Here is a 12181-nt window from a genome sequence, read left to right on the forward strand (position 1 = left end):
GAGCAGGAACTGCTGCGCAGTTTCTGCTCCTCTTTTATATTGCTTTAGAAATCCAGAACCTTTCGGACATGATCCCGTGTCACTGGGTCCCGGAACCAAATATGGACGCTGCTCTTAGCTCGGGTAAGCAGCACCCGGTATGTATTCAGCACCAGTTCCACGATCTCCTGCTCACTGGCCTGACTGCTTCGGATCGCAGTCACAAATGCTGTATCACAGTTTCTGCTCAGATCGATGCACCAATCGTGGATATCTTCATCCCAGCGGAGGTCATCCCACCAGATCACACCAGTATCGTCAAATTCCAGGCCCTGTGCCGTGTAGATACAGCCTACCTGGTCCAGATATTCCTCTTTTTCTCCTACATACCATCGGTACTGTTCTTCTTTTGGCTGTGGATTCCATGGTTTCTTGAAATCTCCTGCAGCTTGTCTGATATGAATATCCTTTATTCTTGTATCAAAGCTCCACTTCCAGCAGAAGGGCGCATACCATTTCACATGGCGGCCCGCTGACCACAGGTCATGGAGGTATCTGTCCAGATCGTTCAGATCCTCCCAGCAACGCAGCTCCAGCGCAGACTGCCGCTTCAACGGCTGCTTCTGGCGGTCATAAAAGAGCTTATCCAGGTCGGAGACATAGCTGCCCAGGTACCCCGCCCGCTTTTGAGATGCCAAAGAGTAGGTGGCGCAGGAAATGCCGTGCGCCTGAGCAAACCGCCGAAAAGCATCCGCCGTCCCCTCTTCCGTTATACGGATCCGCTGCCGGTCGTCCTGCAGTACCACCACCATATTGGCCTTTTGAAACAGGCTGGTCATCGTGGATTCCAGCTGTTCAATCCGATGAGCCTCATCTACAACAACCAGATCCCGTCCCGGCGGGACCGCATCCAGATAGGCGGGCGGCACACCTGAGGCGCCCGCAATGACCAGAGAGAGTGTACGGCTTCTGGGCAGCGCAAAGATGCAGCCGCCCCGGTTCTGCCAGGAAGGGCCGAATTTCTGACAGTAGGCATAAATGGCGTGCAATCCCACCACGGTTTTCCCAGTACCAGGCGGGCCCGAGATGATCATCAGATGCTTGCCGAACTGCGGACTATGGAGCTGATCGATCATACCGCAGATCTTGCGGTTGACCTCGATCTGGTCATCCAGCATGGCTGCGTTTTCTTTTTTCTCCAATACTTTCCTTAAATCCTGAAAGCCGATCTGCCCCAGCACATAGGTGCCGGTAAGAAACTGTTCCACCACCTCCGGCTTCGGCTCGGAAGAGAACAAGCTTCTCAAGTCCGCAGCCAGCAACGCCTCTTCCCCTTTGGTGTAGGTTTCATGCCGCAGTGGCTCATATGCCTGATAACTGCCCTGGAAGAGCTGCTCCTTATCCTTAAAATTATGGAGGAATTGACGGCATCGCACATCCATCTTCCCATCTGCCACATTACTGTGGTTCATCCGCAGATGCTTGGCGTAGGTCAGCGTCTGCTGGACAGGATGGAGCCTTTCCTCAAAACGGTTTTCCGCTCGGGACAGACAGATAGAGACACTGCTCTCCCGCCCTGCCGCATTTTCTTCTATAGCGCTCCACTGCTTGAGTTCGATGATCAGCACCAGCGGCTTTCCCGTTGTTTTCCCTTCCCCCAGGAGCACGGCGTCGATGCGGCTGCCAATTGGGGTCTGATATTCCAAAACCAATGTCAACGCATCCAGTCCTGCCTGATGCAGAACCTTGACCAAAATCGGAATTGAGTTCTCCCAGGATCTGTATTCTGATTCGGAAGGGTTCCCCTGGGATTCTCGTAGATGGTCGGCAATTTCCTTCCCGCTCATCGAATAGAGCACCCCTACGGTGCTGATATAACTTCCATCTGTTCTGTCCATAACACCCCTCCTTCTGACTGGATCGCTGTTTTTTTGATTATATCACGAATGTTTAGTGGATGCATCCCGCATTCTTTTATAGCACTCCTAGTTCTATTTTTGGAGGAAGTTATAAGTCAAATTGATTCAGCCACTCGTCGAAGGACTTTCTGGAGATCCGGATGGCTGTGCCAATGCGTACGCTTTTGAAGTACCCTTTCTTGACCAGGGTATAGGTAGATGACCGCCCGATATGGAGGACCGTTGCAATCTCTTCCACCGTATAGGCGCGGGTCTGGGGCTGCAATTCTTTCTCTTTTTGTTCCATGATTTTACCTCCTGATATGTCGCCGGATGGGCCGTTTTGATGCCGTTATGCCGGGCAGCAAATCCTCCTTCCTGCTAATTTCTTGCTAATACGACTTTTGAAAAGCGGTTAAAAGCAGGGGATTATAGGGACAATTTGCGATTAGGTGTATCCGCCGTACAGCATGATATGAAACGAGAAGAAACTGTAGAGGAAGTAGAGAAGAACACAGAATGGGAACGCCATACTCCCCGGCTTCCCCTCTCCCGGCAGAAAGAATTCAAGCAGATTCGAAACACGGTGATCGAGGAGACGCTGCGGCTGAACGATGATGCCGCTGCCTTTGACCCAACGGTGCCAGAGGAGTTTCTGTCTGAGCAGAACATACCGGAAGCTAATCCGGTCGGGGAGGCATCCCCAGAATCTGAGTTGCCTGTGGAGACGGGAGATATCGGAGAGGACTCGGGAGAGACCCTAAAGCACAGAGGCAGGCCCAAGCTCTCCAGCGCTATAGACGGAACAGTACCAGGAGGCACGCCGGTTTTTGTTCGGCGGAGAGGGACAGCCCCCGGATTTTGACCGGACCTTTTGCTTATTCCTGAAAGAGGCCCAAATGGGCAATACCATTTCCATGCATGATCTGCGCCGGATGTTTGAGGACGGGCTGGGCCGGGAGAAAGACAGGAGCAGGACTACAAGTACGCCCAATACTCTTTGGCCAGCCTGTACGCACGGGGACAGGGAGTGGAACAGAAAAATCAGACAGTATGCCTGCGCTACAAAAAGGCAGCGGAACAGGACGACAATCCTGCCGCCTGTGTGCTGGCGAAAGACGCTTCTGACGCGGCGAGATGGTTGAAACGGTCGACAGAGGCCGGGAACCAGCTTGCCCAATACCGGCTGGGCAGGCTTCGCTTCAGGGTGAGAATGTCCCCAGAGAGAACGCAGAACCAGTCCGCTGGCTGACCGCCTCTGCGGAGCAGGGGAACCAATACGCACAGTATGCCCTCGGCAAGCTCTATCTGATGGGAAAGGAGGTGACTCGGCGAAGGCCGCCGCCTGCTGGTTTGCTCTTTCTGTAGCTCAGGGAAACGAATATGCCCAATATTTCCTGGACACATGGATGACGGGCCATCCATACTCTCCTGCGCCACCCGGTTCCTGCACCACCTGAGCGGAATATTCTAGGAACAGACTCAAGAGGGCCCGTCAGGGCACCCACGCTTACGGACTGCAAGCTCAGGCAGCAAATCCGGGAAAACAAAATGACCATGGGGCACAAGCCCGATGACCATGAGGACGCTGAGATCAGCATAAGGTGATGCCTCCTTATCCCAACCTTGAAAATCTTGGGAGGTGACCAACTGTATGACCTATATCCGTTTTACCGAAGAACAAAAGTATCGTGCCAGTTCTGTGGACCTGGGGGAGTTTCTGCGGCGGCAAGGCCAAGCCTATGAACCGGCACCCAGGAAGAGAGAAGAACCAAAAAAGGAATTCATCCAACCGCCAGCTGGTCGGAAGATGCGGCGTCTGTACGCCTATTTCCTGAAAAAGCGCCTCATTGACCGGGAGGTACTCAAATCTTTGCCTGGGTCGGACTGGTCAATGAGGACGAAAAATATCACAACGCCGTGTTCACCGGAAAGGACGAATACGGCGTTGGCCGTCGTACCCAAAAGCGGAGTACTAACGACAACGGCAAGACCTTTCACATCAATGTGAAGGGTAGCGATTCCCGATACGGCTTCCTCTGGAACGGGACCAGAGACCGGATTTATGTGTTTGAGACACCCATCGATCCGCTCTCCTTTTTGACCCTGTATCCAAACGACTGGTAGCAACACAGCCATGTGGCCCTGTGTGGTGTGGGAGAACAGGCGATGCTCTGAATGCTGGAGCAGGCGCCGGAAATACGGCGTCCTATCCTTTGACTGGATCATGATGCGGCTGGCATTGAGGCCGAGGGGTGCCTGACGGAGATCCTGCCGGTCGGGGGTATCAGGCGGCCGTCCTTCAGCGGGCATGCAAGGATTGAAATGAGGATCTCAAAGCCGGACATGATTTGGAGGCCCAGGGTGCGGAGGAACATCCCCAGCTGATAGTGGTGCTGGAGACCTACGAACGGATATGCACACTCGGGCAGGAGGTGAAGCTGGACCGCCTGAAGCTTGAAGTTCCAAGCTTGCTTGAACAGTACCGTTCCCGCCTGCGGATGGGGCGGTTTGATTAGGCTATAGGCTGCATGGAACGGGCGTCTGCGCTGGCTCTTGCGGTATGTAGCAGGGAACTGGGGCAGATGGGTCGAGCAGTGGAAGTATATAATTTGGACATAGAACTGTGCGGGCGCATCCCCGCCCCCATCAGAACTGCGGTGCGCTGCAAAACCGTCATAGAGAGCTTGCAGTCCAAGTCTGGAGTGTTCTCGACATGGCGGAAGCAACGGGGATTCGTACACAGGAGGTACGGAAACGCTGGTTGACAGATGGCTGAATCTGGCGACGTCCTTTGCCAAGGTCCCCGTTCAATATTGAAGCACAGCAACTGAAACAGTAAGAACCACAAAAGGCTCCGCAAATGGAAATGGGGTGAATCTATGACAACACAATTGATCCCGCTGATCCTGCTGGGCGGTGAAGCTTCCCAGCTCATCGGGGCGACGGTGCCCGCTGGGCTACCAGGCAGGAACTCCGCAAGACCTACCGGCATATCCTGTTTCAGCCGGTTCACTGGCGCCAGGGCAAAGACCTGCCCACTGCTCAGGGGCTGGTTCTGGGATGTGTGGGCGGCAGAGATTTGAAGAGACACGGAAAACGGGTAGAAAAGGAACACTCCCTTCGGAAAGGAACAGAAGCTCTGCCGAGGAAGAAGCCGAAGTGGAAACGGACAAGCAAACCACTCCAGGCCATCGTGGATACTGACGACATCCATTGCCTCATGATCGGCGCCAGTGGCGTGGGTAAGACCGCCTTCTTCCTATATCCCAATCGCGAATACAACTGCACTAGCGGTATGAGCTTTCTGGCGCTGGATACTAAGGGGGATTTGGCCCGCAATTATGGGACCATTGCCCCCAATGCTACGGCTATCAGGTGGCGGTTATCGATCTGCGTAATCCCACACAATCGGGCGGCTGCAATCTGCCGACCCTCATTAACCACTATATGGACGTCTGCCGTAAGGAGGGAAAAACTTGGCTACATACGCCAAGGCGGAGAAGTACGCCAAGATTCTAGAAAAGGTCATCATCAACCCAGAGGGGACGCCTCCAACTATGGGTAGAATGCCTGCTTTTACGATGCGGTGGAGGGGTTGCTTACCACTGTCATCCTTCTGCTAGCGGAGTATCTGCCGCCAACAGAAAAAGACCTGCGGGGGAGGAGGCACATCGTCAGCGTGTTCAAGCTGGTGCGGGATCTACTGTCCCCCAGCAAGACCAAGGGGAAAACATCCTCATGGATAAACTGCCGGACACCCACAAAGCCAGGTAGTTTGCCGGAGCGGCCCCGACCACTGCGGAGCGGTCCATGAATTGCGTCATGTCTACCGTCCTCTCCCGTCTCAACGCCTTCCTGGACTTGGAGCTGGAGCAGGTCCTCTGTTTTGGCAGCGTCATCAACACCGAAGATTTCGCCTCGAAGAAGTCTGCCATCTTTTTGATTCTTCCGGAAGAAAATCCCAGCAAAAATTTTATGACGGACCTCATGATCCAGACGCTCTCCCGTGAGCCGTTCTCTGTGGAGGACGAAAATATCAGGAAGCTGAAAAACCGGGTGGTCCTCTTCTGCGATGAGCTGGGTACTATGCCCACCTTTGACATTCTGCCCCTGTTCTGCGCGGGACGATTCTGGAAGCTGACTCTTGTCCCCATCATCCAGTCCCTCGCACAGATGGAAAAAACTATGGTCGTGAAGGGACAGAGATCATTCAGGACAACGTGTAGGATACGATTTTCGGCGGTTTCGTCCCCAACTTCCAGACAAGCCGAGGTACTGTCCAAGGCGCTGGGCAGCCGCACCGTTATGAGCGGGTACATTAGAAAGGGGAAAAGTGACCCGAGGCAGATGATTCAGATGATGGAGCGTCCCCTTATGACTCCTGATGAAATGAAGTCCATCCCCAAGGGCCGCTTCATCGTCATGAAAGCCAGCACTCACCTCATGAGAACCCGTCTGCGTCTGCCCCTGGAATGGGGGAAGCTATACAGCATCCCTGAGAAGTAGCCCGTCCCGTTGCTTATGCCAACAAGAAGGAGCTGGAGCTTGCCATCATGCGCCGACATCATGTGCGGATGCCTAAGGCAGGCGATGCGGCGCTGGGAGCCAGCAAAGCGGCTGCCACACGAGGACATCAGGCCGATTCTTTAGCAGACCATCACAGCGAGGAGACACCTAAATAGGCAGAAAAGCCTATGTCCGTATGGCTTATTTTCAGAACATCTACCATTCCGACCTGAGCCACAGGGCCAGAGCGGTCTATATGTATCTCAAAGATCACGCCGACAGTGAGGACCGGCGCTGACCGGGGGATCCGGACCATAGACGCTGAACTGGGTCTTTCCCGCTCCACGGTCAAGCGGACACTGGACAATCTCTACAAGAGCTGGATTGATTGCCAGAGAGCTGCGCTGGCGGGAGAATGGGAGCCTCAGCTCCAATCTATATCGGCTACTGTGAACAGAAAAAAGTCCACCACCAGAGGGGGACTTCGCCCTGGCGGTGGACCGAGGGCGGGTTCATGGTGAACCTGCCAGAACGTCCAACTCTAAGGGGAGACTAAGACAGAGAAAAACTTAAAAATGGTACCCATAAAAAGGACGGCACTCTGACAAAAGAGCAAATACTGTAGACACTGCCTTGACAAAGGTCGAAATCATCGTACAAAATAGGACGGAGGCCATGGGGATGGGTGGAAAATAACTGCTAAATTTGTTCCAAGCGGTATTCGTCTGGAGAAATATAAGCCCTAAGAAAGAATCCAAATATGTTGGAAGTAAACAGATTTGATACCTAGCACCTTGTGCTGAACTTCACAAAATCAGTGGAACCTGTTTTAAACGGGACGGGTGTCCGAAATTTTCAAAGGCATCGCCAGAAACACAAGAAAACTGGGCTAAAAAAATTATACATTATGTTATTAAATCCAAAGGTGTAAATGTTGATTGTTTCTATATAGCAAACCTTCTTTATCTGTAAACAAGCGGATAGAGCGTATCGTACAAGATTTAGATTTAAGCCTCATGGCCTGGATTCTGATCCATACGAGCATCACAATTTTCTCATCATTTTTAGATGATGATTGCATGGCCGCAATTGTTACAAGCGGAGCAGAAACTGCCGATGCTATGGTGATCTATCTAACATCCGTGTTTTACTTAGTCAATATGAGGAGTAGAAAGTGTATTGATCAACGTTGGAGTATCCCCCAGTTCACTATCTTTCTGTTCTGTTGAAAAATGATCCCAATATGTATTTAATCCCTCAATCATACTCTCAATGTGCTGTACCATTACATTTTCCGCACGTACGGAGTCGTGGGCTTTGAGTGCATTCAAAATGTCTTGGTGTGTGGTGGAATAATCAAATTTTTTTCGAATATTGGCAAAAGTAGATGTTTGCTGCCCATAGGGAAAAAGCATGGAGTATAGGCTGGCCAGAATCTCATTGCGGGAAGCATAGGCGATTCCTGTGTGGAATTCTACATCGCCCTGCGCGATATACTCCAGGTTCTCGCTGTGGTGTGCAACATTATCCAAGATGGATTGCAGCCGGTTAAGTTCTATATCCGTGATATTTTTTGCTGCGAGCCGGGCTGTTTCCCGTTCAATTGCCCGACGGGCCTGAAGAACAGATATGAAATTGGCTAAATCCTGTTTCATAACCACAGATTCTAGGACCTGTTTTTGGTTATTCATATGGTCCGAAAAATAAAAAGAGCTGAGTTTTTTTCTGCCTGCATCCGTAATCGAACGTCCGGTATTGGTGACCTTTTCAAGATATCCAGCACATTCCAATGAATTGAGTAGACGGCCCACTGTAGCTGAGCTGGTATAGATCCCCTTTTCTTTCAAACGCTCTGATAGTGCCCAGGAACCCATAGGACCAGGGGATTTATCTATGATTTCTAAGATGGCAACCATCTTATCGTTCAAAGTGTAATCCAAACTAGTATCTCCTCTCAATCTTCTTACTGATTAAATATAATGAGCCTGGTATCTACATTGTACTTTGTATTTCTTGCTTTGGAGCCCATCACGAAAACTGCATATGCGTATTGATTTAAAAGTATAACATAGAAAATGCGGTTTTTCTATGTTTTATATTTAGAAAGACTTTTGGCAAAAGAGAGAATTTTGTTGGCTTTTTTTGTTTGTTATGCTTAATCTTATCGGGGAATCTAAAAAATTTTTCGGAGCTATTGATAAAATAGATTAAATCATATATAATCACTAATCATAAGATGAGTAGTTAATTGGAAAGCAAATAAAAAGTTAATAGAATTTGACTAAAAGGAGTGCAACCAATTATGAAAGAATACTGTGTAGCGGTTACTGGCGCACTGGGTGCAGTCGGTCAGGAGATGCTGAGCATCCTGGAGAGCAGACAGTTCCCCATCAAGAAGCTCAAACTTCTGGATATTGCAGAGAATGTCGGAAAGACCGTTAAGTTCTGCGGAAAAGAGGTTTCTGTCGAGCTTTCAGAACCCAATGCATTTAAAGAAGTGGATATCGCACTGTTTGCCGTCTCCGACAACGTCAGCAAAAAACTGGCCCCTGAGGCTGTGAAAAACGGCGCTATCGTGATCGATAATTCCTCTACTTGGCGAATGGATCCAGAAGTTCCTCTGGTTGTTCCTGAGGTCAACCCGGAGGTACTCCGCCAGCATAAGGGTATCATTGCCAACCCGAATTGCTCCACGATTATTGCGATGGTACCTCTGAAGCCGTTGCATGAGTTTGCGGGACTAAAGCGGATCATCGCTTCTACTTATCAAGCTGTTTCCGGCGCCGGAATTGCGGGCATTGGCGAGTTGAAGGACCAGAGCCGTAACGTTCTGGACAACAAGCCAATCGCACCCAAGGTCTTTGCACACCAGATTGCCTTTAATCTCATTCCTCATATCGACTATTTTGAGGAGAATGCATATACTCACGAAGAAATGAAGATGTTTCGAGAAGGCCGAAAGATCCTGGGGCTTCCTGAACTGATGGTAAACTGCACCTGTGCGCGTGTCCCTGTGGTCCGTAGCCACTCTGAGTCTATCACTATCGAAACTGAGCGTCCTATTACTCCGGATCAGGCCCGCGAAGTTCTGAATAAGGCACCTGGTCTGAAAGTAGTGGACCGCCCAGAGAATAACGAATACCCCATGCCGGTAGATACCGCTAATCAGGACCTGATTTTTGTAGGACGCATCCGTGAGGATATCTCCAGTACGGGGAATGGTCTTACCTTCTGGTGCTGTGGAGATCAAGTGAGAAAAGGGGCCGCCTTGAATGCCGTCCAAATCGCTGAGACCATAATCAAAATGGAGTTGATTTGATGAAACCCATAGTCGTCTTAAAATTTGGAGGTACCTCCGTGGCCGCGGAAGCAGGTCGGCGTGCTGCGGCCAGACATATCGGTGAACTGCGCCGCCAGGGCTGCGATACAGTAGTCGTCGTTTCTGCTATGGGACGCCGCGGAGATCCCTATGCTACGGATACTCTGTTGGATCTAATGGACCGACAGCGTGCCCCTGTACATACCCAGGATATGCTGGCAAGCTGTGGAGAGACCATTTCCGCCTGCATATTCGCCCAAACATTAGAAGAACTTGAGATCCCTGCATGGCCAATGAACGCCTTTACTGCGAATATTTGGAGTGGTAGTGAGTATGGATCTGCCGAAATTTCAGGTATGGATACCAGAAAAGTCATGGATATTCTGCAAAAAGGCCGCGTTCCGGTTATTACCGGCTTCCAAGGCGTTTCCCCAGGCAATGAGATTACCACATTAGGACGCGGGGGAAGCGATACCTCTGCTGTAGCGATTGGGGGCTTTTTAAAGGCTAGGGAGGTCCAGATTTATACAGATGTTCCTGGTGTGGCTGTGACGGATCCCAGAATAATTAACGATGTTCGGTATTTGCCGGAAATCAGTTATGAGGACTGCCTCCTGCTAGCTGAGTGCGGATCTAAGGTGGTCCATCCCCGAGCGGTCCGGGTTGCTAAGGAAAAGAGAATCACACTTTGGGTGAAGTCCACATTCAATAATCAGGCGGGAACTCGCATTGGGCCTGTTCAAAAGCCGATTACTGGCCTCATCGGGATCGCAGGTGCTGATCGCGGCGATGGCGAAAGAATCATTAGTTATCTCTCACGCGGCGTAGAAGTTTCCTGTATCATACCGGAGCACTGTACATTTATTTCAGAGAAAGAGACAGCAGATGGTGGCCGTTTAGTGCAGTTTAGTACAGATGAAGCTAGGGCCCAGGATGTAATCCGTGCGATCTATCAAAATTATACATGATATGATTTGGAGTAGGAGGAGATACAGTGAACATTAAAAAAGATGTCTGCGTGATTGGAGGCGGGTTGATGGGCTTAAGTACAGCCTATTACCTGTCAAAAGCCGGGAGATCTGTTGTTGTCCTTGAGAAAAAGGAGATTGGAGCAGGCGCATCGGGCGCCTGCGACGATATGATCCTTCTTCAGTCAAAGAAGCCTGGCATCGCGCTTACTTTGGCTATGGAGAGTCTGGAAATGTACCGTGGTTTGTCCGATGAGTTGGAATATGACCTGGGATTTCAGAGCCGGGGCGGAACAGTTTTGATTGAGGATGATCGTCAGTTGCGGGTTATGGAGGACTACGTAAAGCAGCAGCAGAGCTATGGTCTGAAGGTCGATATCATTGACAAAAAGACACTAAAGACCTACCAGCCCCATGTACGTGCTGATATTGTTGCCTCTACATATAGTGCGGAGGACTCGCAGGTAGATCCGCTTCGTATGATGCGGGCGCTGGTCTATCAGGCTGGCCGACGAGGGGTAGAGATTTTGAGAGGCCAGGAGGTCACTGCCTTGGATAATAAGGGCGGCCACTGGTGTGTCTCTACAGGAGCGGGCGAAACAGTTGAGTGTGACGCTGTGGTAAATGCCGCGGGGGCCTGGGCCAGTCAGATTGGTGCCCTTGTAGGAATCAATGTCCCTATCCGTCCCCGGAAAGGCCAGCTTGCTATTACAGAACAGATTCCTGCCCTTGGCAAGACCAACGTCTGGACTTCGTCTTACATTGCCTCCAAGATTGATAAGTCCCTGATGCCAGACCGCGGCCCCTATGCCAAAGAAATCGGTCTTGGTTTCTCCTTTACCCAGACACATGAAGGCAACTACCTCATTGGCAGCACCCGTGAGGATGCTGGATACGACAAAACAACCTCTGTCCGGGCAATCGCAACCATTATCCAACAGGCAAAAGAGTACTTCCCTGTGCTAAATAACGTAAATATTATTCGGACCATAGCTGGCTTCCGGCCTTATAGCGCAGACGGCAATTCCATTGTTGGCCCAGTCGACGGCCTACCAGGATTCTTTATTGTCGCTGGCCATGAGGGCGACGGTGTGGCTCTGACTCCAATTATGGGTAAGACCATGGCTGATATGGTGCTTGGTCGAAATCAGGATGCTCGTTTTGACCAGCTAAATCTGCGGCGGTTTGGCAAAGAAAGCTAAAGGAGGATACAATAATGGATAGCAAAGACGAGATCATCTGTCGGTGCCAAGAGGTCACCCGTGGTGAGATCGAGAGGGCCATTGAGATGGGTGCTACCACCATGAACGAGTTGAAGCGTTTCACCCATGCGGGTATGGGACTGTGCCAAGGACGTACTTGCCGGAGGCTGGTAGAGCGGATCTTGGCAGAAAAAACAGGAAAGCCGCTCTCTGAGATCGAGCCGTCTACCTACCGCTCGCCAGTCCGTCCGGTAAAATCGGAAATCTTTACCACCGATGACAGTGCGCCCTCTAAATAAGGTACAG

12 protein-coding genes and 1 pseudogene are annotated in these 12181 nt (G+C 50.9%); 10 read left to right on the top strand and 3 right to left on the bottom strand.

From position 1 onward, the window contains the following. Positions 1-44 precede the first annotated feature (44 nt). The gene (locus tag H8S11_RS02000) at positions 45-1877 is read right to left on the bottom strand and encodes a DNA/RNA helicase domain-containing protein (protein WP_186851998.1); all 1833 of its coding nucleotides are present in this window, start codon (positions 1875-1877) and stop codon (positions 45-47) included. 109 nt (positions 1878-1986) lie between these two features. Then, positions 1987-2184 (bottom strand): helix-turn-helix domain-containing protein, encoded by a 198-nt coding sequence (locus H8S11_RS02005; RefSeq protein WP_186851999.1) that lies wholly within the window; start codon positions 2182-2184, stop codon positions 1987-1989. 168 nt (positions 2185-2352) lie between these two features. Between H8S11_RS02005 and H8S11_RS02010 the strand changes: the two genes are divergently transcribed. The 6 genes and pseudogenes from H8S11_RS02010 to H8S11_RS02035 all read left to right on the top strand — a co-directional run bounded on the left by H8S11_RS02010 (position 2353) and on the right by H8S11_RS02035 (position 6839). Next, positions 2353-2742 (top strand): hypothetical protein, encoded by a 390-nt coding sequence (locus H8S11_RS02010; protein WP_186852000.1) that lies wholly within the window; start codon positions 2353-2355, stop codon positions 2740-2742. Between the two features lie 135 nt (positions 2743-2877). Continuing rightward, a complete protein-coding gene (locus H8S11_RS02015; RefSeq protein WP_186852001.1) occupies positions 2878-3129 on the top strand; it encodes an SEL1-like repeat protein in 252 nt (83 codons plus the stop codon). Positions 3130-3764: 635 nt separating this feature from the next. Next, the gene (locus H8S11_RS13840) at positions 3765-4004 is read left to right on the top strand and encodes a DUF3991 domain-containing protein (protein ID WP_243200912.1); all 240 of its coding nucleotides are present in this window, start codon (positions 3765-3767) and stop codon (positions 4002-4004) included. Between the two features lie 755 nt (positions 4005-4759). Then, complete coding sequence (locus H8S11_RS02025) at positions 4760-4963, top strand: hypothetical protein (RefSeq protein WP_186852002.1); 204 nt, start codon at positions 4760-4762, stop codon at positions 4961-4963. A gap of 727 nt (positions 4964-5690) precedes the next feature. Next, positions 5691-6386: a type IV secretory system conjugative DNA transfer family protein gene (locus H8S11_RS02030; RefSeq protein WP_186852003.1), complete on the top strand. Its 696-nt coding sequence runs from the start codon at positions 5691-5693 to the stop codon at positions 6384-6386. A 196-nt stretch (positions 6387-6582) separates the two neighbouring features. Further along, positions 6583-6839: pseudogene (locus H8S11_RS02035) on the top strand (helix-turn-helix domain-containing protein). A gap of 698 nt (positions 6840-7537) precedes the next feature. On the opposite strand, the gene H8S11_RS02040 reads toward H8S11_RS02035, so the two are convergent. After that, positions 7538-8326: an FCD domain-containing protein gene (locus tag H8S11_RS02040; RefSeq protein ID WP_186852004.1), complete on the bottom strand. Its 789-nt coding sequence runs from the start codon at positions 8324-8326 to the stop codon at positions 7538-7540. 362 nt (positions 8327-8688) lie between these two features. Between H8S11_RS02040 and H8S11_RS02045 the strand changes: the two genes are divergently transcribed. Genes H8S11_RS02045 through H8S11_RS02060 form a run of 4 tightly spaced genes read left to right on the top strand, consistent with a single transcriptional unit; the run spans position 8689 to position 12174 of the window. After that, on the top strand, positions 8689-9705 hold the full coding sequence (locus H8S11_RS02045; protein WP_186852005.1) for an aspartate-semialdehyde dehydrogenase: 1017 nt from the start codon (positions 8689-8691) through the stop codon (positions 9703-9705). Then, positions 9705-10673 (top strand): amino acid kinase family protein, encoded by a 969-nt coding sequence (locus H8S11_RS02050; protein WP_186852006.1) that lies wholly within the window; start codon positions 9705-9707, stop codon positions 10671-10673. Before H8S11_RS02045 ends, H8S11_RS02050 begins: the two co-directional genes overlap by 1 nt. Before the next feature lie 26 nt (positions 10674-10699). Continuing rightward, positions 10700-11875 carry an NAD(P)/FAD-dependent oxidoreductase gene (locus H8S11_RS02055; protein WP_186852007.1) on the top strand — a complete coding sequence of 392 codons (1176 nt, stop codon included), beginning with the start codon at positions 10700-10702 and terminating at the stop codon, positions 11873-11875. Between the two features lie 14 nt (positions 11876-11889). Further along, positions 11890-12174 carry a (2Fe-2S)-binding protein gene (locus tag H8S11_RS02060; RefSeq protein ID WP_186852008.1) on the top strand — a complete coding sequence of 95 codons (285 nt, stop codon included), beginning with the start codon at positions 11890-11892 and terminating at the stop codon, positions 12172-12174. Positions 12175-12181 lie beyond the last annotated feature (7 nt).

Source organism: Flintibacter hominis (assembly GCF_014287965.1).
Taxonomy (GTDB): domain Bacteria; phylum Bacillota; class Clostridia; order Oscillospirales; family Oscillospiraceae; genus Lawsonibacter; species Lawsonibacter aceti.

Coding starts and splice junctions, on each gene's coding strand:
- H8S11_RS02045 (WP_186852005.1), top strand. CDS start 8,689: ATGAAAGAATACTGTGTAGCGGTTACTGGCGCACTGGGTGCAGTCGGT.
- H8S11_RS02060 (WP_186852008.1), top strand. CDS start 11,890: ATGGATAGCAAAGACGAGATCATCTGTCGGTGCCAAGAGGTCACCCGT.
- H8S11_RS02030 (WP_186852003.1), top strand. CDS start 5,691: ATGAATTGCGTCATGTCTACCGTCCTCTCCCGTCTCAACGCCTTCCTG.
- H8S11_RS02005 (WP_186851999.1), bottom strand. CDS start 2,184: ATGGAACAAAAAGAGAAAGAATTGCAGCCCCAGACCCGCGCCTATACG.
- H8S11_RS02000 (WP_186851998.1), bottom strand. CDS start 1,877: ATGGACAGAACAGATGGAAGTTATATCAGCACCGTAGGGGTGCTCTAT.
- H8S11_RS02050 (WP_186852006.1), top strand. CDS start 9,705: ATGAAACCCATAGTCGTCTTAAAATTTGGAGGTACCTCCGTGGCCGCG.
- H8S11_RS02010 (WP_186852000.1), top strand. CDS start 2,353: ATGAAACGAGAAGAAACTGTAGAGGAAGTAGAGAAGAACACAGAATGG.
- H8S11_RS02025 (WP_186852002.1), top strand. CDS start 4,760: ATGACAACACAATTGATCCCGCTGATCCTGCTGGGCGGTGAAGCTTCC.